This is a genomic window from Prevotella vespertina (assembly GCF_009728485.1).
Lineage (GTDB): Bacteria > Bacteroidota > Bacteroidia > Bacteroidales > Bacteroidaceae > Prevotella > Prevotella vespertina.
In genome coordinates, this window is the sequence record NZ_VVIQ01000013.1 from 53163 (window position 1) to 78659 (window position 25497).

24 protein-coding genes are annotated in these 25497 nt (G+C 43.9%); 17 read left to right on the forward strand and 7 right to left on the reverse strand.

Annotation, left to right across the window (positions count from 1 at the left end):
• The first annotated feature begins 25 nt into the window (after window positions 1-25).
• Complete coding sequence (locus F0475_RS10285) at window positions 26-610, forward strand: hypothetical protein (protein WP_155716565.1); 585 nt, start codon at window positions 26-28, stop codon at window positions 608-610.
• 621 nt (window positions 611-1231) lie between these two features.
• Here the strand turns inward: F0475_RS10285 and F0475_RS10290 are convergent.
• The 3 genes from F0475_RS10290 to F0475_RS10300 all read right to left on the reverse strand — a co-directional run bounded on the left by F0475_RS10290 (window position 1232) and on the right by F0475_RS10300 (window position 4264).
• Complete coding sequence (locus tag F0475_RS10290) at window positions 1232-2773, reverse strand: ATP-binding protein (protein WP_155716566.1); 1542 nt, start codon at window positions 2771-2773, stop codon at window positions 1232-1234.
• Window positions 2774-2837: 64 nt separating this feature from the next.
• Window positions 2838-3023 carry a hypothetical protein gene (locus F0475_RS10295; RefSeq protein WP_004383746.1) on the reverse strand — a complete coding sequence of 62 codons (186 nt, stop codon included), beginning with the start codon at window positions 3021-3023 and terminating at the stop codon, window positions 2838-2840.
• A gap of 11 nt (window positions 3024-3034) precedes the next feature.
• Complete coding sequence (locus F0475_RS10300) at window positions 3035-4264, reverse strand: phosphoribosylaminoimidazolecarboxamide formyltransferase (RefSeq protein ID WP_083835320.1); 1230 nt, start codon at window positions 4262-4264, stop codon at window positions 3035-3037.
• Window positions 4265-4449: 185 nt separating this feature from the next.
• Between F0475_RS10300 and F0475_RS10305 the strand changes: the two genes are divergently transcribed.
• Together F0475_RS10305 and F0475_RS10310 are read left to right on the forward strand one after the other, a co-directional pair.
• Window positions 4450-4824 (forward strand): RidA family protein, encoded by a 375-nt coding sequence (locus F0475_RS10305; RefSeq protein ID WP_024985778.1) that lies wholly within the window; start codon window positions 4450-4452, stop codon window positions 4822-4824.
• Between the two features lie 655 nt (window positions 4825-5479).
• On the forward strand, window positions 5480-6352 hold the full coding sequence (locus F0475_RS10310) for a sigma-70 family RNA polymerase sigma factor (RefSeq protein ID WP_009435604.1): 873 nt from the start codon (window positions 5480-5482) through the stop codon (window positions 6350-6352).
• Between the two features lie 161 nt (window positions 6353-6513).
• On the opposite strand, the gene F0475_RS10315 is transcribed toward F0475_RS10310, so the two are convergent.
• From F0475_RS10315 to F0475_RS10330, 4 genes are all read right to left on the reverse strand, one after another.
• Entirely contained in the window at window positions 6514-6834 is a 321-nt protein-coding gene (locus F0475_RS10315) for a helix-turn-helix domain-containing protein (RefSeq protein ID WP_009435623.1), read from the reverse strand.
• 205 nt (window positions 6835-7039) lie between these two features.
• Window positions 7040-8560, reverse strand: a complete 1521-nt coding sequence (locus F0475_RS10320) for a class I adenylate-forming enzyme family protein (RefSeq protein ID WP_155716567.1) — start codon at window positions 8558-8560, stop codon at window positions 7040-7042.
• The gene (locus F0475_RS10325; protein ID WP_155716568.1) at window positions 8557-9402 is read right to left on the reverse strand and encodes an SDR family NAD(P)-dependent oxidoreductase; all 846 of its coding nucleotides are present in this window, start codon (window positions 9400-9402) and stop codon (window positions 8557-8559) included. Before F0475_RS10325 ends, F0475_RS10320 begins: the two co-directional genes overlap by 4 nt.
• Window positions 9403-9488: 86 nt before the next feature.
• On the reverse strand, window positions 9489-10217 hold the full coding sequence (locus tag F0475_RS10330) for an RDD family protein (RefSeq protein ID WP_155716569.1): 729 nt from the start codon (window positions 10215-10217) through the stop codon (window positions 9489-9491).
• 103 nt (window positions 10218-10320) lie between these two features.
• On the opposite strand from F0475_RS10330, the gene F0475_RS10335 reads away from it, so the two are divergent.
• The 14 genes from F0475_RS10335 (at window position 10321) to F0475_RS10400 (ending at window position 25494) form a co-directional block, all read left to right on the forward strand.
• Complete coding sequence (locus tag F0475_RS10335; protein WP_155716570.1) at window positions 10321-11298, forward strand: stage II sporulation protein M; 978 nt, start codon at window positions 10321-10323, stop codon at window positions 11296-11298.
• Complete coding sequence (locus F0475_RS10340) at window positions 11267-12307, forward strand: hypothetical protein (protein WP_009435592.1); 1041 nt, start codon at window positions 11267-11269, stop codon at window positions 12305-12307. The genes F0475_RS10335 and F0475_RS10340 overlap by 32 nt, the downstream gene beginning before the upstream one ends.
• 24 nt (window positions 12308-12331) lie before the next feature.
• On the forward strand, window positions 12332-12949 hold the full coding sequence (locus F0475_RS10345; protein ID WP_155716571.1) for a DUF4129 domain-containing protein: 618 nt from the start codon (window positions 12332-12334) through the stop codon (window positions 12947-12949).
• Window positions 12942-14243, forward strand: coding sequence for a DUF4350 domain-containing protein (locus F0475_RS10350; RefSeq protein ID WP_155716572.1), 1302 nt, complete (start codon window positions 12942-12944; stop codon window positions 14241-14243). Before F0475_RS10345 ends, F0475_RS10350 begins: the two co-directional genes overlap by 8 nt.
• 53 nt (window positions 14244-14296) lie before the next feature.
• Entirely contained in the window at window positions 14297-15271 is a 975-nt protein-coding gene (locus F0475_RS10355; RefSeq protein WP_155716589.1) for an AAA family ATPase, read from the forward strand.
• A gap of 234 nt (window positions 15272-15505) precedes the next feature.
• Window positions 15506-16819 (forward strand): DUF58 domain-containing protein, encoded by a 1314-nt coding sequence (locus tag F0475_RS10360; protein ID WP_155716573.1) that lies wholly within the window; start codon window positions 15506-15508, stop codon window positions 16817-16819.
• A gap of 101 nt (window positions 16820-16920) precedes the next feature.
• Window positions 16921-17403, forward strand: a complete 483-nt coding sequence (locus tag F0475_RS10365) for a T9SS C-terminal target domain-containing protein (RefSeq protein WP_155716574.1) — start codon at window positions 16921-16923, stop codon at window positions 17401-17403.
• Window positions 17400-17993, forward strand: coding sequence for a calycin-like domain-containing protein (locus F0475_RS10370; protein WP_155716575.1), 594 nt, complete (start codon window positions 17400-17402; stop codon window positions 17991-17993). Before F0475_RS10365 ends, F0475_RS10370 begins: the two co-directional genes overlap by 4 nt.
• 16 nt (window positions 17994-18009) lie before the next feature.
• Entirely contained in the window at window positions 18010-18801 is a 792-nt protein-coding gene (locus tag F0475_RS10375) for an HmuY family protein (protein ID WP_155716576.1), read from the forward strand.
• 71 nt (window positions 18802-18872) lie between these two features.
• Complete coding sequence (locus F0475_RS10380; RefSeq protein WP_155716577.1) at window positions 18873-20846, forward strand: TonB-dependent receptor plug domain-containing protein; 1974 nt, start codon at window positions 18873-18875, stop codon at window positions 20844-20846.
• A gap of 9 nt (window positions 20847-20855) precedes the next feature.
• Window positions 20856-21731 carry a hypothetical protein gene (locus tag F0475_RS10385; RefSeq protein ID WP_155716578.1) on the forward strand — a complete coding sequence of 292 codons (876 nt, stop codon included), beginning with the start codon at window positions 20856-20858 and terminating at the stop codon, window positions 21729-21731.
• An 844-nt stretch (window positions 21732-22575) separates the two neighbouring features.
• Entirely contained in the window at window positions 22576-23067 is a 492-nt protein-coding gene (locus F0475_RS10390; protein WP_155716579.1) for a TlpA family protein disulfide reductase, read from the forward strand.
• A 4-nt stretch (window positions 23068-23071) separates the two neighbouring features.
• Window positions 23072-24700, forward strand: a complete 1629-nt coding sequence (locus tag F0475_RS10395) for a DUF6029 family protein (RefSeq protein WP_155716580.1) — start codon at window positions 23072-23074, stop codon at window positions 24698-24700.
• A gap of 5 nt (window positions 24701-24705) precedes the next feature.
• Entirely contained in the window at window positions 24706-25494 is a 789-nt protein-coding gene (locus tag F0475_RS10400) for an Omp28 family outer membrane lipoprotein (RefSeq protein WP_155716581.1), read from the forward strand.
• Window positions 25495-25497 lie beyond the last annotated feature (3 nt).

Sequence of the window (25497 nt, forward strand, 5' to 3'; positions counted from 1 at the left end):
CTTCACTTCTAAATACTTAACAGGAATGAGAAAAATAGTCTTTATCTTCGTAATCAGTGCCTTGCTATTGTCCTGTACAGATAGCCGTCAAGGGCAATTAAGCAAGGTCTTATTCCTATTGAATTGGTCGGGTGGCTTCGATGACTATACACTAACGAAGACAGCAAGGTGCTCTTACAATTATGATAGCCTGTTGGCTAAGGTCGACACAGCCTTTATGAAGCGTAGAAAGGCAGTTGCTTATCCGCGTGTTCAAGACTTGTTAGACAGCCTTTGCACCAATTCTCAACTCCTAACTTATACCCATCATCGTTATTCACCCGTTGTTCGTCTCTCCGCATTGGACGCTTTGATAAGACGAAAGAGCCCTCATGTGGAGCAGGTTTTATTGCAAACTTACAATGACACAAGCATGATTAGTGTTGGTGGAGACGATTATTTCTGGGAGGAGGCAGTAGGGAGTATAGCCCTCCGACACGTGCAGCAAAGTCGTAAGAAAGGTGTAATTACGCTGCGCGACTCGCTGTATAACGATTCATTAGCACTATCCCAACCCATGTTAGCAACGTTCCGTTATATCAAACAACTACATTCTTCCCATTTGAAATAACGCCTAACATCCGTATTGCTGACATACTCTAATCACGGAACATACGGATGAGATAACTCCATCTGATCTACCCCAAAGGGGAAAGGAAGAGCCTCACTTTCCAACTTCTCACCGAATGGAGAGGGGAGTGAAGATAGTGGCTTGCAAATGAAGAGAGGCTTTCTTCACATCAAAGAGAGCCTCCCTTTACATCAAAGAAACGCCTTCTTGCATTGCAAGAGAGCCTCCCTTGAAGTGTCACTTATGGTCACATCAATATAACCTTACTTCTCTTTATCGCATTTAAGTATGTTGGATGTAACTGATAGATAGCCTTGCAAGTTAAGACTAAGTATGTCCGTCTCACTCTTCATAGCATCAGTACGTCCCATTAGAACCGCTGGGTCGTGGGTTATACACGTTTGTAGAACTCGTTATACACGTCTGTATAATTGATTATACACACTTGTATAACTCCTTCTACACGCCTGTATAATCTAATAGAGTAACGCTCTGAAGGGTGCAAGAGATACTTATGAGAGGCGACGGGAGATACTTAAAGGGATGTGCGGAGGGTGGTTTACACCTCGACACATCCCTTTAATCCTGTTGAAAGTAAGGTTTGTTATGCGCTAAGCCGACTTATGCTATCAGCCATTTGTCTATACATCTCTTCTCAAGCGAGAAGTTAACACCAATCTTGAAGAGCTGTCGCTTGTCCATTGCAAAGGGTTGAGCATAACCTTTCTCATCGATTTGCTGCAGTGCAACATCAGCCGAACCATCAAGTTTAAACTCGACAATATAGACGTAATCATTCGTCTCAATCGTCAAGTCCATACGCCCATTACTGGTCGTGCGTTCCACCTTTGTATAGAATCCCATCATCTTTGCTATAAGATAGAAAGCGTTTTGGAAGTATAGTTCCGAGTTCCCCACAATCTTATAGTCGGTATCTGCAAAGAGTGTTGCCATGCGTTGCATGAAGTCTTCTGGACGTCCCGAACGAAGGTCACGCACGAACTCGCCCATTGAAAAAGGCGTCTCTGGATTGCGCAAACCAGTGTAATAAGGCAGCAAGAAACGTGTGAATCCCTCCTCAACTTCCTTATTAGGAAAGCCCAAGCGATACTCCCCGAACTCCTCATCAAAGCTTTTAATGGTGAGGTAACCACTCTGGTAAAGGACAGGAATAGGGTTGTTTGATGCCGTATCAATACAGTTGAGAACATCCGCAGTTGATACCTCTTTCGTCAAGTTGGGCAGCCTGTAATTGTCCTGTTTCAGCAACTCCACGAGGTAAGTGGGTGTACCCGTTTCAAACCAATAACTACCGAATTGCAGTCGTTTGAAGGTGTTTAGCAAGCTAAAAGGATTATAGATTCCAATGCCATTCTCCACGAAGTGATAGCCATCATATCGTTCTTTTAATCGGCAAAGTGCCTCTTCCACGGATAGTTTATACTTAGTGGCAAGTTGCTTGATAGGCTCTGCGAAGATGGTTTCTAACTCATCTTGCGTAACGCCACAAAGTGCTTGGTACTCCTCATCCATTGATAGATCTTGCAGGTTGTTGAGGTCGCTAAAGACGCTAACCTTGCCGAACTTCGTTACACCAGTGAGTAAGGCGAAGCGGATGTAGCGGTCTTGTGACTTCAAAGCACCATAGACCGACTTCAATAAACCACGATAGTCAGCCTGCAACTCATTGTTCCCTATGGCTTGCAAGAGCGGTTTGTCATACTCATCCACTAGGATAACTACCTGCTTACCAGTCTTCTTATAGGCTCGTTCTATCACTCCAGAGAAGCGTAATGAGAGTGTTGTCTCTTGTTCGTAACTGCCATATAGCTCCTCCCACCTCGATATGTTCCAATCAAGAATAGCCTCAAGTTTCTGGGTATCATCATACTTCTGACTATTCAAGTCGAGGTGTAGAACAGGATAACTAGCCCATTCCTTCTCCAAAGAGTCAATGGCTAAGCCTGCAAAGAGTTCCTTCTTTCCAGAGAAGTAAGCCTCTAAGGTTGATACGAGAAGACTCTTACCAAAGCGGCGCGGACGGCTTAGGAAGTAGTATTTCCCATCCCTTGTTAAGTTGTAAATCATGTCAGTCTTGTCTACATACAAGAACTTACTTTTCCTTATGTCTTCGAAACTCTGTAATCCAATCGGGTACTTCATCTTCTGCCTCCTTACTCTTTTTATAATGCTAAAAGGACTTACCTAAGTCGCAGAGAAAAGCCTATTACTTGTGGCGATTGGCTCTTTGCTGGCGGTACTTAGCCTTTTGCTTAGCACTGCCAGAGCCGTGCGCACCAGTAATATACTTCTTCTTCTTGGCTTTAGTCTTTACTTTCCCATCATCATTCTTGGGCTTTGATGCACCTCGAAAGACCATTCCTCCTTCTATAATATCATCTATCTCGCTCATACAAAATCGGTTTAATGATGGAATAAACGTACTCCTGTGAATGCCATTGCGATACCATATTTATCGCAAGTATCGATGACATGGTCGTCACGAATGCTGCCACCAGCCTGCGCAATATACTCCACTCCACTCTTGTGGGCACGTTCGATGTTGTCACCGAAGGGGAAGAAGGCATCCGAACCGAGTGCTACTCCTGTGTTCTTAGCAATCCATTCCTTGCGTTCCTCACGTGTGAGAGGCTCTGGACGAGTGGTAAAGAACTGTTGCCAAACCCCTTCTTGCAATACGTCCTCATACTCATCTGAGATGTAAACATTGATGGTGTTATCACGATCGGCACGACGAATACCCTCCTTGAAAGGTAGGTTCATCACCTTTGGACATTGACGCAACCACCACTCATCAGCCTTATTACCAGCCAAACGAGTGCAGTGAATACGACTCTGCTGACCGGCTCCGATACCGATAGCCTGCCCATCCTTCACATAGCAAACAGAGTTACTTTGTGTGTACTTCAGTGTGATGAGCGAGATAATAAGGTCGCGTTTTGCCTCTTCGGTGAACGTTTTATTCTTTGTAGGGATATTCTCGAAGAGCGCAGGATCATCTAGTTTCACCTCGTTTCTGCCCTGTTCAAAGGTAATGCCAAACACTTGCTTGTGCTCGATAGGGGCTGGAGTGTAATTCGGATCAATCTTTATAACGTTGTAACCACCCTTGCGTTTCGCCTTGAGAATGTCTAGTGCTTCAGGTGTAAAGTCAGGTGCAATCACACCATCACTGACCTCACGTTTGATGAGCAAAGCCGTTTCCTTGTCACAAGTATCACTAAGTGCACAGAAGTCGCCATACGAACACATACGGTCGGCGCCACGTGCTCTTGCGTATGCACTAGCCAATGGTGTCAACTCGAAGTCGACGTCATCAACGAAGTAAATCTTCTTTAGTGTGTCACTAAGAGGCAGTCCTACGGCAGCACCAGCAGGGCTAACATGTTTGAACGAAGCTGCTGCGGGCAGTCCAGTAGCAGCCTTTAATTCCTTAACGAGTTGCCAACTATTAAGCGCATCGAGGAAGTTTATGTATCCTGGACGCCCACTAAGAACAGTGATAGGGAGTTCGCCTTCCTCCATATAAATACGTGAAGGCGTTTGGTTCGGATTGCATCCGTACTTAAGAGCTAATTCTTTCATATAACTTATGTGGTATATGTGATTGGTGCTACAAAGGTAGCGAAAAATAATTGAAAAGCCCTTTCTCCTTCGTTGTTATTCGATAAAAATCACTGCTATGCTTTGTTCCTTTTATAGAAAAATAGTAATTTTACAGCCGTAAATAACAGTATTAACAGGTAAGGAATGGGGATGTTAGCGTTGCTCCTGATGACTTCTTTAACGTCTCTAACTCCTTTTTAAATCTTAAAGACATGCACGCATTACACACAGACAAGGCTCCTGCAGCCGTTGGACCTTACAGTCAGGCGATCGAAGCCAATGGTTTCATCTTTGCATCTGGTCAGCTTCCTATCGATCCAGCTACCAACGCTTTCGCTGAAGGAGGTGTGAAGGAACAGACTCGCCAATCAATTACTAATGCACAAAACGTACTGGCGTCAGCTGGTGTTGACCTATCTCATGTTGTGAAGACAACCGTTTTCCTTTCTGATATGGATAACTTTGCTGCGATGAACGAGGTATATGCCGAGTTCTTCAAAGAGCCTTATCCAGCACGTTCGGCAGTAGCTGTTAAAACCTTACCAAAGGGTGCTTTGGTGGAAGTTGAGTGTATTGCTGTAAAGTAAACATAGCCTCACCCCCAACCATCTACAGCCTCACCCCCAACCCCTCTCCGAATAGAGAGGGGAGTGAAAACTATTGTTTGCAAATAAAGGGGGCGTCTCGTTGGTGCAAGGAAAGGCTCTCTTGGATAGGACGAAACGCCCTTCTCAAATGGAGAAGGGCGTTTCCTTCTTTTTGCTCTTTCGTTATTACGATTCGTGTTCCTATGTTCCTATGTCTTAATAATATGTCATTCAAACAATATGTCGTTGTGTTGTTATGTCTTTAAAACTATGTTCTTCCGTCTTAGTAATATGTCATTCAAACAATATGTCTTTATGTCATTTTGTCTTTAAAACAAGTTCCTCTGTCTTTAAAGTATGTCATTCCAATAATATGTTCTTATGTCATTTTGTCTAAAAAGATATGTTCCTTTGTCTTAAAACGATGTTTACTCTGCTTGAAACCATTGTTTTGTCTTATCGTTTCAGTAGGTGGGCAGCGATAGAGATGATAATCTATAAAAAAGCATAAAAGACCCGAATTATATCCAACTAGATTTTGTTTTCTACATAATTATATGTACCTTTGCACGCCGTATCAGCTTAGGATAACGGGAAAAGCTATTATTTTTAGGAGGAACTAATAGGTCATTAAAGGAGGAAATAATAATTATTCATGAGACAACTTAAGATTTCTAAGAGTATCACGAACCGTTCCAGCGAGGCTTTAGACAAGTATCTTGTTGAGATAGGACGTGAGCCGATGATTACAGTTGATGAGGAGATTGAACTCGCACAAGAGATTCATAAGGGTGGACGAAAGGGCGAACGCGCAAAGGAGAAGCTGATAAAAGCCAACCTTAGGTTCGTTGTTTCTGTGGCAAAGCAGTATCAGCACCAAGGTCTCTCACTAACCGATCTTATCGACGAGGGCAATATTGGTTTGGTAAAAGCAGCCGAGAAGTTCGATGAAACTCGTGGTTTTAAGTTCATTTCATACGCTGTGTGGTGGATTCGTCAGAGCATTCTGCAAGCCATCGCAGAGCAGAGTCGTATTGTGCGATTGCCTCTTAACCAGGTTGGTGCTATATCAAAAATCAACCAGGTAACGAATGAGTTTGTGCAGAAACACAATCGTCGTCCCTCAATTCATGAGCTTGCTGAGCTTACAGGTATTGATGAGGCGCGTATTCGTCAGAGCCAGAGTGCGGACAACCATCACATGAGTATTGATGCACCATTTAGTGATGACGATGATAACTCCATGAGTGATATGCTCTCTTCTGGTGATGATTCTCGTACGGATAAGGGCGTTGATTTTGAGTCAATGTCAGATGATTTGCGTGCCGTTCTACAGAATACTCTGAAGGACAGAGAGATTAAGATCGTCACAGAATGCTTCGGTATCGGTTGTCAGGAGAAGGGTTTAGAGGAGATAGGAACCGAGATGGGACTTACTCGTGAGCGTGTTCGTCAGATCCGAGAGAAGGCTATTGAGAAGATACGTGAGAGTGGTAATGCCCGTGTGTTGATGAAGTATCTAGGTTAAAGAAGCGTTCCCTCGCAATGAGGAGACAGCTATAAGAAAAAGAGAAAAGCCCTACAACGATTGTTGTAGGGCTTTTTTAGTTGTCGATAAAAGGAGTTTATCTTTTCCCCAATACTCCTATTTGATTTTGAGGAGGGCAAATGTTGTTGATGAAAGATTAATTACCAGAGGGCAACCTTACCAATCGTCCCCATGTCTAGAGATACTGGTATATTCATTGCCTTAAATACTTTTGCAAGTGTACTAAACGTTATGCTTTTGCCTTTCTCTAGTCTGGAGATTTGTGCCTTTTGCACACCTACGCGATGACCAAGCTCTTCTTGCGTTAGATTTTGAGCTTTTCTAGCTATTTTGATAGCCTCTCCAATCTTATACGCCTGCACTGCCTCTGCTACATCTTTCTCAAATGCATCTCGTTCTGGAGTGCCTTTTTTGCCTAATAACTCGTCTTGTACTATATCAAAGTCTTTTAGTTTCATCATCTTGTCTTTGTTTTCTTATTATTAAAATATTCCTGTCTTAGTCTCTCTGCCTTGTGAACTTGACAAGTTCCTACATCTATAATAGCTTAAGAAGTCTGTTTATCCCTAAGCTATTAAGCGTTGCGAAGATAATAAAAGTTTCTTATATAGGAAACTTGTAATGGTCTTTTTTATAAAAGGAAGGCAAATATTGTTGATGAGAATATTAAGTTTTCCATGCTTTTTGTTTACCAGTTGATAGCATTCCGATGTTTTGGAAGGTTATACCATGTGGCATTTCAGCACGTGAGAGTTGGGGTTTAAGCCATGTGAGGAGTTCTTCTTCTGTCATGGATAGGCTGGGGGTACATTCAACTTCAGCCTGTATCACATTGCCAAAGAATGGGTGAGGAACGGCAAAGACACGCACTGCAATGATGGAAGGGTGGGCAAGTAGTACCTGTTCTATGTGTTCTGGGTGGACGTTCTCACCCCCACATACCACCATCCGGTCGGTTCTGCCTCGATGAAAATAGTACCCATCGAGATTCTGAAAGACCAAGTCTCCAGTGCTTTGCCATTGGTTCTTACGTCCAGCCATAGCCCAACTCGATCGCACCCATAGTTCACCAACATGCTCCTCGTTCGCTTCCTTAATCTTACATCTTACTCCCCAAATTGCTTTCCCAAGCGTTGTTTCGTCGAAAGCAGCAAGGTCTTGCGGAGTAGCAAGTAAGAAGAAGCCCGCTTCAGAAGTGCCATAGAGATTGTAAAGAACATCCCCCAGTTGTTGATGAGTAGTTTCGATGAGCTGCTTTGGAAGTCTGTCTCCCCCACAGATGAGGCATTTTAGGCTTTCCATTTGGCTTTTTGCTCCTTCTATCTGCCATAGTCTTGAAAGCATAGCAGGTACGATGGGCATTACTTCAATGCGTTCGTTCTGAATAATGGATAGTGTTTCTTGTGCTTGAAAACGCCTTTGCAGACAGATCTTCTTACCCATTAAGAGTGAAACAATGAGTGTGGCAAGTCCGAAACCATGATAGAAAGGTAAAGAGATGAGCACACTGTCATATTGATTAATCCCTATTTTGTGGAGCAGAGCGATGAGGGGTGGTAGGAAAGAGGTGATTGCTGGACGCCGAGCCACAGGCTTGTAATTACCACTCGAACCGCCCGTATGAATGATAATCTTTGTTCCTTGGAACATACGAGGGAGCTTCATTTTGCCTTTTTTGTGCTCCCTATATATAATAAGGTGGTGGAGTTCCTCTGTTGTTACAGCTTTACATGGAAGTAGTTGAGGCTCTTCTATCAGTTCTTTATCATATAGAAAGAGTTGATAATGACGTTTTCTCAGATATTCTAAAAGCTGATCTTGCGGCATGTCAGTGTTCAACAAGGTGATATGAGCACCTATTCGGGAGAGAGCAGGGAGCAGTAAGGACAGGATGAGGCTGTTACGTCCTAAGAGAGCAACATTCATCTTGGGGCGTAGTTGGTATTGTGTATAGAGCAGATGAGCCAGTTTTTGTGCTTTCTCGTATGTTTCTTGATATGTTAGAGAACCTTCTTCATTCTTTATCGCACAGCGATTTGGATAGAAGTGAGCGGCGAAATGGAGCAGAGCCATCAAACTCATTCCTTCTGAAAGCAAGTATTTTGCCCAGTAGAATAATCCTTTTGGCGAAAGAATATGTAGTCGATACAGAATGAGGAGGAGATCCCTTAATGTTTTGTTCTTCATAGTTTCTGATAGAAAAGACGGATAATAGGGGCAATGGCATGCGCAATGGGAACAGAGAGAGTAGCCCACCAGGGTTGGTAACAATACTTCTTTCCTATGCAGAGGCGCAAGAGAATCTTAGCAGCATCAGCTGGATTGTAAGCTGGAAGATTACGATATTGCCCGTTGACATCCGACATCTGTGTATGAACCAAGGGCAGGTAAGCCACATGAACACGCACCCCTAACTTCTTTAACTCTATCCTTGCTGTGTCAAGCCATGCGTTGGCAGCAACTTTGGAGGCGTGATAAGCCGACCAACCTGGTGCCATTGGATAGAGAGAACTTACGGAGGAAGAGTAAACGATATGCCCTTTATTTGTTTGCAAGGCAGGTAATAGTGCGAGAGATAACGCCACTAACGATCGATAATTGAGGTCCATTGTGCGGTCATAATCGTGCAATCGGTCTATTGCCAGTGCGATATTGCGATGAATGGATTTGCCTGCATTGCAGAAAAGATAGTCCACTTGCGGCATATCCTTGCGTAGCTTTTGATAGAGACGGTCGAGTTGCTCCCTATCACGGAGGTCTATCGCACAATAATCGGCATGACACCCTTGCTCCTTAGCTTTCGCACAGAGCATTTGTAACTCCGCTTCACTGCGTGCAAGAAGAAAGATGTTTGCTCCCAAAGAGATTAATTCCTCTGTCAGAGCACGACCTATCCCGTGGGATGCACCCGTAACGATTACCCACTTCCCACGCATTTCCTTTGCCACTACTTGGCGTTTTAAATGGATGGGCGGATAAGCTATTGCAGTGCTGATAGCCATTAACTTGCTTTTGATAGATGCTCTCATGGGTGCATTCTTCTCTATTCGTCTCTAAGAACCAACGCTATTCTGTATAAGAATCATTCGATTTCTTACCTTATTATAATAGGTGTTTAAACCATCTCAAGACTATAGTGTTGATAGTCACGGATAATGGTATAAAGGAATTTCTCATTACCCGTTCTGGTGTCAGAGATGCCTAAGTGTTCCCGAACTTTAGGTGCTAAGGTAGCTATTCGACGCTCTCTATCAGGTCCATAGTCGGCATTGAGCGTGCGTTGAATGACCTCTATCTGATTGAGCGAAAGGTCTTCTGCCTGTGGATAGACAGGTTTATAGTTGCGATCAAGGTACGAGAACTCGTCAAGAGAGACTTGAATCTTATGGTAATCATTGATTTTTATCACCATAGTATGGGCTGCTAAGTCGCCTAAACGCTGTGAGTTCTTGGTCAAAAGGATAATTGCTACACCTACGAAGGAGAACCCTATGTCAATAATCAGGAATAACCAGCGCATGAAGAAGTCGCCTATACCAGGTGTAGTACCGTCTTTCTTCACCACACGGATGCGCATAATCATCTTTCCAAGGCTCTGTCCATGGTTGAAGAGTTCCATATAAAAGGAATAGAAGAGCACTGACAAGAAAACAAAGAACGCCGAGTATACTTGTAGTTTATCATTCAGATAGTCGTCTGTATTATATATTAGTAGCCCCATACCAAAGGCGTAAACGAATAGGATAAAAGCGTCAATCATCTGTGCAAGCATGCGTTCGCCAATGCTTGCTGGCGATTGACTAATTTGCACATATTGCCCTGTAATGATGTTGGATTCTGACATTCTCTTTGTAACAAATTGGTTATTTCAGTTGCAAATATAGGAAAAAAACTCTACTTTTGTGGGCAGTTGGTAGAATTAATCATCATTACCTATAAAAGAGATAATGAAGGAAATCCTTTTCATACGTAATAACATTGAGAAGTGGAAAGCAATAGAAGCGTTGGTGGACAACATCAACTCGGTAATGCCTGACCGCTTGGCAGATGCTTACACAGACCTTACAAGCGATCTTGCCTTTGCTCAAACACATTATCCAACATCACGAATTACAATCTATCTAAACAACCTTTCCTCTGCACTTCATAATGAGATCTATCGCAATAAGCGTGAGAAATGGAAACGAATGATCACCTTTTGGACGCAAGAGGTACCTGATGTGATGTGGAAAGAACGGCGATTACTATTCCTGTCATTCGCTATCTTCATGATAAGTGTGCTCATTGGAGTCGTCTCAACACTGGGTGATGAATCTTTCCCAAGGCTCATACTCGGTGATGGATACATGGATCAGACGCTCGAGAACATAGCACAAGGAAAGCCAATGGGCATATATGGAAGTGAAGAAGAGGGGGTTATGTTCATCGGAATCACGCTAAATAACGTCATGGTATCGTTCTATACCTTTGTTCTGGGCGTACTGACGAGCTTCATGCCAGGCTATTCCTTGTTCCAAAATGGCGTTATGGTGGGTTGTTTCGATACCTTCTTCTATCAGCACGGATTGTTATCTGAATGCTTACTAACCACTATGTTGCATGGAACCTTAGAACTCTCATCCATCGTGGTGGCTGGTGCTGCAGGCTTGGCAATGGGTAATGGATGGCTATTCCCTGGTACTTACTCACGCTTAGTGAGCTTCCAACGAGGGGCAAAGCGTGGTATGAAGATCATTGTAGGTACTGTTCCGCTCTTCATAGTGGCTGGTTTTATAGAGAGCTTTGTCACTCGGCACACCGAAATCAACAACTATGTGCGGTTGAGCATCATCCTCCTTTCATTCGCATTTGTCGTCTTTTACTTTATATACTTACCTTATAAACGTAATAAATATGAACTTTCAAGTAGAGAAACCAAAGGTTGATTTGTATAGAGTACGCACCTTTGGACAGAAGTTTTCAGCAACATTCGACTTCATTAAAGAGAACTATAAGCTCTTGTTGAAGGCCTGTTTTTATCTCATCTTACCCGTTTGTCTGTTCCAGGCATTCGCTTTTGAGAGGTTAATGACTGCTGTTGCCAGTGACAATATGTCTTCTGTTGCAGACGATGGTAGTACTTCTGGAGCATTAAGTTACCTACTCATCAATACGGGCTTATCCTATATTTTGCTGTTAATTTGTATTTGTTTAGGCACACTTTTGCTATTCTCTATCTGCTTTGCAATGATAAGGTATTATAATGAAAGCCCCACTCGCTTACAGGGCGTGACCTTGCGTGACCTTAAGCCCCTCATCATTCAGTGTATGAAACGCTCCTTTTTGATGGGTTTAGTGTTCTCTGTTGCATGGGTGGTTATCGTTATCATCCTTGGACTCTTTGCTTTTATCTTCTTTGAAGTGGCCTCGAATGACCAATTCCCTAATGTCCTTATTGGTATTGGACTATTCTTTTTGGTTATTATCGGACTATTAGTTGCCTTTGTTCCAGCCACTGTCTCATGGCCAGTTTATCTATTCGAAGATGATGAGACAGTGTTCTCTGCCATTCGTCGTGGGTGGAGATTAGGTATTTACTCCTTCTTCCCTTTGATTGGATTGATGTTTATCATGGCGCTTATAGAGAATGTCCTTCAAACGGTGACGACGCTCCCTTGGTACTTCATGTACCTTGCGAAGGTCTTTCTAACGGCTGCGAATGCAGAGGAAGTATCGATTGCTAGTTCTCCAGTGTACAACTTCGTCGAGTACATCTTATCGGTTGTCATGAACTTTGGAACCTATCTAGCAACGATATTAACCATTATTGCGCTTGCCTTCCACTATGGTAGTGTTGCAGAGGAAGTAGATGGTGTCTCGGTTGAAGAAAGCATCCAAAACTTTGATCAACTGGCAGAGAAAGATAACGACATTGACGACTTTGATAAGCTATAACACAACTCGTTAAATCCTTCTGATATGTTACAAGCCCTGTCCGACACGCTCTCTTGCGATACAGCTTTACTACATCAATACCGCGTTGATGAGGCGTATAACTATGCGAAAGAGCTACAAGCTCCAGAGCTTGACTTATGGGACTGGCTGGTAAATAAGCTGATGGAGTGGATATCGACACTATTCTCTCCGAATGGGAAAGGCGATGTCCGCTTCTATCTCTATATAGGTTTAGCCATTGCTGTGGCGGCTTTTATTGCCTTTCTAATGTATCGGTATCGTGCGAAGCTATTTCATCGTACAGGTAAGGTGAGCATTATTGATGCTGAAGAAGACAATATATATGGTGTCAACTTCGATGCGGAATATACCAAGGCGATGGCACAACAGGACTATTATAAGGCTGTACGAATGGTGTATCTGCGCACACTTCGTTGGCTGGCAGACCATCATAAGATTAATTGGCAGCTTTATAAGACACCAACGCAATACACCCGTGAGTTCTTGTCGACCGACTTCCAGCGTATGACCAATGCTTTCATGCGTGTGAGATATGGTAATTATGAAGCATCAGAAGAGCTTGTCAACGAGCTACTCCATATAGAAGATGAGATTGAGAAAGGAGGTACTCACGATGAATAAGAAGTTCTTATTTGGCGTAGTAGTATTCCTCCTCTTTGTCTTAGCGATGGAGTTTAATGCCCCAGCAAAGTTCATTTGGAAACCAACCTTCGGTCATTACGATGATCAACCCTTTGGTTGTGCAGTCTTCGACACGCTTATGCAGAAGTCAATCCCTGCTGGTTATCATGTGACGAATAAGACCTTTGCGCAGTTAGAACGTGATGGATATGGTAAGAAACCGCATGCTATTCTTGTGCAAACATTGGCATTTAACCCAACAGAAACCGATAGGAGAGCGTTGAGTCGGTTGTTAAAAGCAGGCAATAAAGTGCTCATTGTCACCTCAGACTTCGCTTGCGACTCCTCGAAAATAGACTTTGGAGTGGCGGTATCAGGTAGAGACACCTTCCTTCCCCGGTGGGTGAAGAAGTCGATAGAGTCCTATCTAATCCCGATGGATACTCTCTATTGGAATGCAGTGAAGCCTTATAGACCTCATACTTATCAGGTCTATACGTCGATGTCAGGCTATGGGATTGAGGTAGATAAGGGCGTCCAGTGTGATACCTTGTTATGTGCTTTCCAACGTTCTATTGATGGGGATGTAGATACAACAGTCGTTTCTTACGACTTAGATGATGATGAGTATGCTGACAAGATAGGCGGTTATTGGCAGGCACGACTCATACGAATTAAGTGGGGAAAGGGCGAGTTGTTCCTCTCATGTGACCCATTCTTTTGGACCAACTATGGCGTACTTGACCCCGAGATAAACGGACTCTTATTCCGTGCGATGTCCCAATTCCGTGGCTTACCAGTAACACGTACAGAGGCGTATGCGCCTAAGAACGTGATAAACAAGGAGAGTCCGCTCAGCTACTGGCTGCAAAATGCGCCACTCAGATGGTGTGTCTATCTCACATTGTTAGGTTTGCTATTGTTCTGCGTGTTCTATGCTCGACGTCGCCAAAGGGTGATACCAGTGGTAAAACAGCCCGAAAACAAGTCGTTAGAGTTTGTGCAACTCATCGGAACACTCTACTATCAGAAGCATGAAAACCTCGACTTGTTGCAGAAGAAGTATGGTTATTTTGCAGAGCTAGTGCGTAGGCAGTTGCTAATAGACATAGACGACGAGGACATGAGGCGTGAGAATATCCAGCAGTTAGCCTTCTGCACGGGAATGGCTGAGGCTGATGTGCGCATAATACTAGATAGAGTTAGTAGATACTTACAGCACTCATCAAGTCTAACTGATAAGCAGCTGCAAGCATCGATAGATGGGTTAGACCGCATCATCAGTAATCTTTAATCCTAATGGACGAACTAATAAACAATAAGACGAACGAACAATACACCAACAAGATGGAAGAGAATACAACAAAGAGAACGGATCTTCAGGACTTCAGTGAGAAGATTACACAATTAAAGAAGGCTATCGGCAATGTGATTGTTGGGCAACAGGAGGCTGTCGACCTGCTGTTAATAGCCATCCTTGCAGATGGTCATGTACTGATTGAAGGCGTCCCCGGAGTAGCTAAAACCCTGTTAGCTCGATTAGTCTCACGCCTCATTGACGCACGTTTCAGCCGTATTCAGTTTACGCCTGACCTAATGCCTAGCGATGTGTTAGGCACAACAGTGTTTAATATGAAGACCTCCGAATTCGACTTCCATCAAGGACCTGTGTTCGCAGAGATGGTACTTGTTGACGAGATTAACCGTGCGCCAGCCAAGACACAGGCTGCTCTTTTTGAAGTAATGGAGGAGCGGCAAGTCACAATCGACGGCATTTCGCATCGTATGAAGGATCTTTATACAATCATAGCAACGCAGAACCCAGTGGAGCAAGAGGGAACTTACCGACTACCAGAGGCTCAGTTAGACCGCTTCCTATTCAAGATAAGCATGAGTTATCCTACTCTTGAGGAAGAGGTAAGCGTCTTGCAGCGCCATCAAGAGGATAGGCGGCTCGTGAAACTAGCCGACATACAACCCCTGCTAAGCGTTAGTGAACTGCTAGCTATGCGTCAGAAACTGCAAGAAGTGTATGTTGAAGATAGCCTCCTACGCTATATTGCCTCCATCGTACAGCAGACACGTATGTCAAAGGTAGTCTATCTCGGAGCCAGTCCACGTGCATCTGTCGCCATCCTCAATGCCTCTAAGGGCTATGCCATGCTCTGCGGACGTGACTTTGTGACGCCGGAAGATATCAAATTCGTTACTCCTAGCATCCTTCAACACCGCCTTCTCCTTACTGCTGAGGCTGAAATGGAGGGTTACACAGCGTTGAAAGTAGCGCAGAAGTTGATAGATAAGGTGGAAGTCCCTAAGTAATTTCGGCACAGAAAAAGCCTTGTTTTATGAGTAAGGATAATAACACATACGATTCGCAGTGCTGACACATACGATTCACGACACTGACACATACGATACACGACGCTGATACATACGTGTAAAACTGCTGACTCGTATGTGTGCGAACGCCCCGCACAAATGGTTACACAACCTCGCACCATTGGAGCGAACGCTTAGCACCCTTACACAATAACCCTCTTATAGATAGAGTAAATGTTTCTTACCAAGCGATTTTATATCATCTTTGCGTGCTTGACACTGCTTTGTGGGTTGGGATATGTCTATCCCATCCTCTTCACTGCGGCTAAGATTCTGTTGTGTCCCTTCGTTGTTATAACGCTTATAGACGCCTTCATGCTCTATTCTCGACGTGCCTTAACAGCGGAACGAAGCTGTGCAGATAGGTTTTCAAACGGCGATGAGAATGTCATAAAACTTCGTTTTGCAAGCGAATATACCTTCCCTGTATGGCTAACCATCATCGACGAGGCACCAAAGGTGTTCCAACGTAGAGACATATCATATACCACGCAACTTGCAGCAAAGGGCGAGAACGAAATTCGTTACACGCTAACCCCAGTGAAGCGTGGCGTTTATTCCTTCGGGCGGATTCGCTGTTTCGTTCGCACCCACATAGGACTTGTGGAACGACGATATAGCTTGGACAAGGAAAGAGACGTCGCTGTCTATCCATCTTATCTAATGCTGAATCGTTACGAATTGCTTGCGATGAGCAATCATCTTACTGAGATGGGGATCAAGAAGCTCCGACGTGTGGGCAATAATACGGAGTTTGAACAGATAAAAGACTATGTACCGGGCGACGACTATCGTATGATGAACTGGAAAGCAAGTGCGCGCACGCACCAACTGAAGGTCAATGTCTATCGTGACGAACGTTCGCAACAAATCTTTTCAGTCATTGATAAGGGGCGAGTTATGCAACAGTCGTTCCACGGAATGACCTTATTAGATTACAGCATAAACGCCGCCTTGGTGCTTTCTTACGTCGCTATGCACCGTGACGATAAGGCTGGTTTGATTACATTCACCGATAAGATGGACACATTCGTAGCCCCCTCGCGCCGCACGGGACAAATGCAACGCTTGTTGGATGCGCTTTATAGACAAGAAACTGACTTCGGGGAGACCGACTTCAGTAACCTTTGTATCAACGTGAGGGAGCAAGTTAGCAAGCGAAGTCTGTGCGTTGTCTATACGAACTTCTCGGGTATGACAGCCCTTAATCGGCAGTTGCCTTACCTGAAACTGCTAAGCCGTTGGCATCGTGTGCTCGTCGTATTCTTTGAAGATAGCGAGTTGAATGAGTACATACAATCGACTAAGCACTCCATAGAAGAGTATTATCAGCATGTCATTGCAGAGAAGTTTGTCTATGAGAAACGCCTTATCGTGTCTACACTCAGGCAACATGGCATTTATAGCTTACTGACAACACCTGAGAATCTAAGCGTAGACATCATAAATAAGTACTTGGAGATGAAGCAAAGACAGGTTTTGACTTAATTATAGCTAACAAAATCATCATATTTTAGTATTGTGTTGTTGACAGACATTACATAACTTTGCAATGAGTTAGAATCATATATATTAACAATGTCAATAACATGAGAATTAGAACTTTATGCAGGTCATTTGCTATCGCATTGTTGGCTACGTGGGGAGCAGTCTCTGCTTCCGCGGCTGATTATGTGACAGTAACTGACAAAGAGGGAAAGGCTACGACCTTTGCTCTCACAGACAAACCAATGGTTACCTTCACGTCAGATCATCTTGTCTTGACGGCTGGTAGCGAAACCGTAGAGTATCCTTTAACGGATTTCCTTAGCTTTACTTTCACCGATCAGCCTACTGGTATCAATACAGTTGGGGCTGAACAGTCTAATGCAGTGTTCTCTTTTACCAACTTCTCGGTACGAGGAGAGGGGTTGAAAGCAGGCACTCGTGTGAGCGTCTATACCATCAATGGGCAGCTTGTTGGTAGTGCTGTTGTCAACCAGAATGGCGCCGTAGAGGTTCCATTCGATGGTCAGAAGGGCGTGTTTATAGTAAAATCATTAACCAAGACATTTAAATTTATCAATCAATGAAGAAGTTCTTTACTTTAGTAATCGTATCACTCTTAAGTGCTATGGCAGTACAGGCACAGAAGGTAGTCATCAATAAGAAAGACGGCTCAAAGGTAGTTGTACTTGCAAAGGATGTGCAAGATGTCAAGTTCGCTCCAGCGTCAATAGCAGATCCATTTATAGGTCGTTACAAGGGAGCTGACAAAGTGAAGATAGGCGGTATGTTCTCATATACATCAGCAGATGAGGTTACTTATGAGATAACTGACAATGAAGATGGCACCATCAACTTGATAGTTCCAGAGGTGACATACGCTAAAACGTTGATGGGAACGCTTATTCTCGGTACTTACACCATCTCTAATATCCCTTACGATGCGGAGAAGAAAGCTTTTATAAAGGCTTATAAGAAAGACAACATCAAGTTCCGTTTCATCACAAAGGATGATTCTGGCAATACAACAAAGGATCAGGAGTACACCTTCGACAAGGATGTTTGTAAGGTAGTAATCGCTTTGAGCGATGATGGAAAGCTGACTATCAACAATACCTATCAGATGGGTTCAATGCCAATGGTTATCTATGGCACCTTTGTTGGGGCTAGGCAATAAATAAGGTAGGGATAATATGACTCTCAGTAGGTATATATACAATGCCCTTGCAGGCGCCGTTATCCTTTTGATAACGACGTCTTGCAATGGGCTTTTTGATGGTATATACGATGATGCGCCAGCCTCTCCCACGATTACGGAAGGGCAGTTGTTAGTCGATGCTACGAGTTGGAAAGACTGGTGTTACGTTGACTTCGATTCGTTAGAGACCTTCATTGAGCATAAAGATACCGCAGGACTATTGAAGGCGCAGAGCCATTTAACCCGCATGACGATTCCCACAAGTCTCACAGCTAGTACCACTGATGGGCGAACAGGTAGCTATACTTATTGGTTCGATGTGTTCGGAAAGGGAATAGCCGTCAATGAGAAGCGTTCGTTCACGGCTACTGATGCACAACAAGAGCCACCTTCGTGGAGCATTGCCTTCCATCGCAATAATGTGAGAACGAATGGAGGTGCAGTGTTGGAAACTAATTATAAGTCGATGAGTGAGCTTCCGAAGAGCAGCATAGACTTCCTCGGTGCAAACTTCCAAACGGATGAGTGGAGTGAAAATGAGGTCTGGACGGATCAGACGCAAATGCTTCAGAGCTTGATAGGATGCCAAGGGATAACTATTAATAAGGTGTTATCATCATGGCTTCGAGTAGACATTCCCCCAATGCCCCCAGCCTTTACTATGAAGAATAATGTGTACATTCTCCGCTTGAAGAATGGGAAATATGCAGCCTTACAGTTGGTGAATTATATGAATGCGGGAGGCACTAAATGTTGGTTGACCATCAATTATAAATACCCTTATTAGGCGTTACCTCCGTCTTACTTTGTTCCCTCGTCTAGGGAACAGAGAGGCGAATAAGGTTTTATATAGAGCTTATGAAACGAAATACCATTCTATTATCAGCTTTGCTCCTTACACTTCCTTCGGTGTCATGGGCAGATGAGTTGAATGACTCCATCTATAAGTCTTATGAGTTAGAACAGGTTGTTGTCACGGGAACGCGTACACCAAAGCTACTTGCCAACACACCTGTCTTGACGAAAATCATTACATCAGATGACATTGCAAAGAGCGATGCGACCAATCTTCGCGACCTATTGCAACAGGTGATGCCAGGCGTTGAGTTCTCCTATGCAATGAACCAACAAGTGCACATGAACTTCTCTGGTTTTGGAGGACAAAGCGTGTTGATACTCGTTGATGGGGAACGTCTTGCTGGTGAGACGATGGATGATGTCGACTTCACAAGACTACTGATGGACAATGTAGATCACATTGAAATCGTTGGAGCAGCGTCTGCGCTCTATGGCTCGAATGCGGCTGGTGGGGTCATCAATATTATCACTAAGAAGAATATACACCCATTCTCTCTCAACCTAAATATGCGTTTGGGCAAGCATAACGAGCAACGTTACGGCTTGAATGCGCAGTTGAAACAAGGGAAATGGAGCAACCTCCTGACCATTAACAGGGGCAAGGCCGATAACTACAATGTGCAGAATGGCGACCATCCTATTACTCGTGTCGTGTCAACGATATATGGAGATGCAACTTGGAACATTAAGGAGCAACTGTCTTATACACCGAGTGATAAACTCTCATTGAGCGGTAGGGCGGGTTACTTCTATCGCCAACTTGTTCGCACAACTGCGACTCCTGAACGTTATAGAGACTTCACGGGCGGACTTAGGGGAGTATGGACTCCGACCGAAGCGGATAACTTTGAGCTTACATACGCATTCGATCAATATGACAAGTCGGACTATCAACGAATCGCAAAGATCGATGTGCGCGACTACTCCAACGTGCAGAATAGCTTCCGATTACTCTATAATCACAACCTCAAAGGAGGCGATGTTCTATCCGTGGGTGCCGATTATATGCACGACTACTTATTGAATGTGAACCTTGAAGGACGCACCCGCAAGCAAGATTCCTTTGATGCTTTTACGCAATATGACTGGAACATTAACGAGCAATGGGAGGCTGTTGGTGCATTGCGTTACGACTACTTCTCGGATGGACATATCTCTCGCGTGACACCAAAGATAAGCCTTCGTTACCAGCCAATACATAATCTTAATCTCCGTCTTAGCTATGGTATGGGCTTCAGATCACCAACGTTAAAGGAGAAATACTATAACTTTGACATGGCAGGAATATGGATTGTGGAAGGGAATCCAGCCTTGAAACCAGAGGTAAGTCATAACTTCTCCCTGTCTACTGACTATACACACGGGCATTACAACTACACTCTTACGGCTTACTACAATAGGATTAAGGATAAACTCGCTACTGGTGCTCCCTATTACAAGCGGGCTTCTGACCTTATTCCTCATCTACCTTATCTTAACTTAGGAGGCTATTCCGTCTGTGGAGGAGAGGCTTCGGCACAAGCGAGATGGTCGAATGGTATCACCGCACGTCTGTCTTATGCTTATACCAATGAGCACCTACCAAAGGATAAGAACAATAACTCGGTGAATAACCAATACATCCCTGCTCGCAAGCACGCAATGACGGGGCATATTGATTGGGACCATCAGTTTGTGAAGAACTATGGGCTGAATATAGGACTCGATGGTCGCTTCTTATCATCAGTAGACAATCAAGAGTTCGTCGATTATTACGACATCTCGAAGGGAATCCGCACCATTCATTACCCTGCATACGCGCTCTTTAAGCTCGCTGTTGTACAACGATTCAGCAAGAGTGTGAAGTTGAGTGTTGCCTTGGATAACCTCTTCAATTATAAACCAGAGTATTACTATTTGAATTGCCCATTGACAGATGGCATGAACCTGCAGGTTGGCTTGTCTGTTGATGTGGATAAACTATTTAAGTTCTAATGTATAATAATGGAGAAAAAGAAAACTTATTGGTGGCGCACGATAGCCTCCTTTGTCCTCGTACTATTCACTATGCCGTTAGGTCATGCACTAATGATACTGATGGAGAAGTTTATGGATCCCGTGGCAGTACATTATGCTGGTTTCACCATGGGGTTCGTTGGCTTGATTATGGTTATCGTCGGTGTCTTTGTCAAAGGAGATACTCGTCAAACCTTATGGGGGCTTATTGGCGGTTTATTGTTTTGGACGGGATGGGTCGAGTTCCTATTCCTCTATTATGCACGCCGTTATGGAGTTCCACCCGAGATAGAGCATGGTAAAGTCGTTACCAAGCCTGAATATCTTATTATGCCAGCCTCCTTTGGATTGTGGATGATGGTCATGACGATGTATATCTTTAGTACCCGTAATGGTTGCGACTTCATCACATGGATACAAGAGAAGCTCTTCGGAAAGCATAAGAATAAGATAGTTGTGCAGCCAATGACCCACCACACGTCTATAATCACGTTCATGGAACTAAACATGATACTATGGGCTTTCTATCTGTTGTTGATGTTCTGTTATGATAAAAACTTCCTTGGCGACCACCATCCAGTAACTTATCTCATCGGAGTAGGCTGTTTCATCGGTTCACTCTTTATGTTCCGTCGACAGCTCCATATCGCCGCTTGGGGTGCAAACATTCGAATGGCTGTGGCGACAGTAATCGTCTTTTGGACGCCAGTAGAGATACTCGGTCGCATCAACTTCTTCAAAGAGTTCTGGGTTCACCCACAAGAGTATGGGTTCTTGTTGTTGTGTATCTTGGGTGCATTCATCCTTTTGTTGGTGTATATGTGGCTGAAGGGTGCTAAGAAGAAACGCATTGCAAAGCAATAAAACTCCTATCAATAGCATCCTTTTCTCTTAATGAATACGAAGGGAGATGAGCGCATTTATATCATTTCGATGTGCACAGTCTTCTATCGACTGGATGGAAAGTAAGATCAGTAAGGAGGGTACGCTCAAAGTGGCGCATCCTCCTTTTTGAATGGTCGGAAGTGGTGAGGACTGATATAGAAAGTACTTTACAATTTGTTTTCTCATTCTAGCTTTCATTCAAAGCCATACTTATTAGAAAACGAACCAATATGTGGCTTTTTATGAAAACGTACCTCCGTTTTTATGAAAAGATACTTCCGTTTTGGGCAAGAAGTACCTTCGTTTTATGCAAAAGATACCTCCGTTTCGGGTAGAAAGCACCTCCGTTATGCGTAAAAAGTACTATCGTTTTAGCTAAAAATAGCCTATTTTTTGTGCTTAAGATTACTTCCTCCTACCTAAAATGAAGCTTACTCTTATGCAAATAGCTATTAGTCAGGAGGTTATAAATACCTTGTAAAATTGCTCTCTAATTCCCGTATTTGTGGACAAAGTCCTTTGTTCTTCTGAAAAACGCAAATAGAAGCCCTGAAATTAGCAGTATTTTATTACATTATTCAAAGTAGTTTGCAACGCAACAAAGGGGTAAGAAGGCGCAAAAAAGATAGGTTTAAATTAAATATTTATCCTTCGGAAGGGGCTATCGGGAGCTAAGAACGAGGCTAAATTGAGGCTGGAAAGAATCTAAGAGAGTATTTCAAACCATCTTGACGACCCTCTATTTTACAGGAGTTAGCGAATACTACCCTTTGTCATATCGCTTTTTTTTCGTATATTTGCAGCCTAATTATAACTAAAAACGATGAATAAATTATTTCTATCCCTTTGTCTCTTATGGGCAAGTGTGGCTGTTGGTGCACAAGAGCGACTGCCCAAAGTGACCCTTAAAGATCTAGAAGGAAGGACCGTACAAACCGACACTATCTCTAATAATGGCAATCCTCTCGTTGTTACCTTCTTTGCTACTTGGTGCAAACCATGCGACCGTGAGTTGAAAAGTATTGATGAGCTTTATGATGATTGGCGCCTAGAAACAGGTGTGCGAATCGTTGCTGTATCCATTGATCAGGCTCAAAACGTTAATAAAGTGAAGCCTTTGGTCGACCAGAATGGCTGGCGTTATGATGTATTACTCGATCCTAATGGTGAGTTCCGACGCTCGTTAGGTATTCAGTCAGTGCCTTATACGGTCTTACTCGATGGTCAGGGCAGGATTGTTTATAAGCATAATGGCTACACAGATGGCGCTGAGATGGAGCTATATAAGAAGGTGAAAGAGGTTTTGAGAAGGTGATTTTATGAAAAGATGGATGATGATAGGACTGCTCATGAGCCTGAGTAGTGCATCAGTTTATGCACAAGAGTCCGACAAATTACACCTTTCTGGAAGTCTTCAGAGTGATATGCTGTTGGCACAAAAGGACAGTGCGACGGGCGCAGAGGCTACAGGCAGTCGTTTCCGAACGAATACTTATCTCGACTTGAGGCTCTCAAACAGATACTTTGAGGCTGGTGCAAGGTTGGAATATATGCCCCATCCGCTCCCAGGATACGAGAGCGACTTTAAGGGTTGGGGTGTTCCTTACGCCTACTTGAAGGGTCGTTATAAGAATGCGGAGCTTACTTTGGGTAGCTTCTATGAGCAGTTTGGCTCTGGTTTCATCCTCCGTTCGTATGAAGAACGCAGTCTTGGGATTGATAACTCATTGCAAGGTGCACGCTTGAACTATCTCCCTTGTGCGGGAGTTGCGGTCAAGTTGCTCACGGGTAGACAGCGTCGTTACTGGCACCACAATAAGAGTTGGATGACAGGAGCGGATGTGGAATGGAACATGGAAGAGTCGTTTAAGTCGCTTCAAGAGCATAATACCTATATAATGTTGGGTGGTTCCTACCTTAATAAATACGAGAGAGACGAGGTGGTGATGGTCGATCCGACCCATCGGTTGCGCCTTCCTCGTTATGTCAATGCGTTCGATTTACGTCTACGAGTGCAACATCACGGCTTCAATGTATTGGCAGAAATGGCAATGAAGACGCAGGATCCTTCGCATGATAATGGTTACATCTATCGTAATGGCTATGTGGCAATGCTGTCAGGGTCCTATTCTAAGCGTGGAATGAGCCTATTGCTGCAAGCAAAACGCAGTACGAATATGGGCTTCCGAAGCCGTAGAGGGATGGAAGGTATCTCCTCTTTCATCAATCATCTACCGCCTTTCACGGTGGAGCATACCTATACCTTGGCAGCACTCTACCCTTACGCTACACGCCCTGAGGGTGAGTGGGCTTATCAAGCCACGGCAGCTTACACCTTTCCAAAGGGCTCTTGGATGGGAGGAAAGTATGGAACAACAACGAAAGTGAACTTCTCTCATGTCCATTCAGTGCGTAAGAAGGGTGCAGGAGAGATGGGTACAGAGGGTTATGGAAGTCCGTTTTGGGCATGGGGTGACGCTACTTATTATCAAGATATTGATGTGCAGTTGGAGAAGCGGCTCTCCAAAGAAACGAAGTTAAACCTGATGTATATGTATCAACGATACAATCAGACCTTGTTAGAAGGGCATGGAGGAATGCTAAACACGCATATCTTCGTTGCAGATGTCAAACAGAAACTCGGAACGAACGCCATCTTGCGTGTCGAAGGGCAGTATCTTGCGTCAAAAGAGGGCGATAAAGACTGGCTATTCGGGCTGGGGGAACTATCGTTCGCACCGCATTGGATGGTCACCGTGAGCGACCTCTACAATGCAGGTAACACCCATGTGCATTACTACCAAGGCTATGTAACCTATAGCGGTGGGGCTCATCGACTGCAATTAGGCTATGGTCGAACACGTGCGGGCTTTAATTGTTCGGGGGGTGTATGCCGTTATATCCCAGCAACAAAGGGCTTGACACTCTCTTATAATTATAACTTTTGATGGAAATGAGACGTTTTTATATACTTATCTTGGCTGCTGTTGCACTCTTGACAGGCTGTGATTCAGTTGGTTCTGACGAACGATTGATAGAGATTCCGCCTGCAACTGTTCAGCGAAATGTACTCATCGAGGACTTTACAGGGCAACGTTGCATATTCTGTCCGGCGGCTTCTCAGACGATAGAAGAACTGCAAAAGCTTTATGGAGCAGACAGATTGATAGCTGTAGGCATACATGCTGGACCGCTCGCAATAAAGAGTCTGGGTGGAGTTAAGGGCTTGCGCACTGATGCAGGGGATGTTTATTACAAGTATTGGGCGGTTCCTAATGTGCCAAAAGCCATTATCAATCGTCGTGGAGGCGTCCTACAAAAAGATACTTGGGCTGGTCGTGTCTATGAAGAGTTCGCTCAAACAACTACAATCAATATAGCCCTTCAATGTCACTATGACGCAGTTACACGTCAAGTGAAGATTGACACCAACTTAAAAACATTGTCCGATGATGTGAAGGGAAGGCTTCAGCTTTGGTTAGTAGAGGATCGTGTCGTGGCTCCACAGCTCTTTCCAAACAATAAGATGGATAAGGAGTATGTGCATAACCACGTGTTCCGTGCTGCTATCAATGGTGAGTGGGGAACGGAGTTAATGCTCTCTTCAATGCAAACGCACGTGGAGCAAACATCGTACACACTCCCAGAAGATGTAGTACCAGGCAATGCGTGGATAGTAGGATTCGTCTATAACGATAGCGGAGTACTGCAGGCTGTGCGCCAAAAGGTTTCTATTTCGTAAATA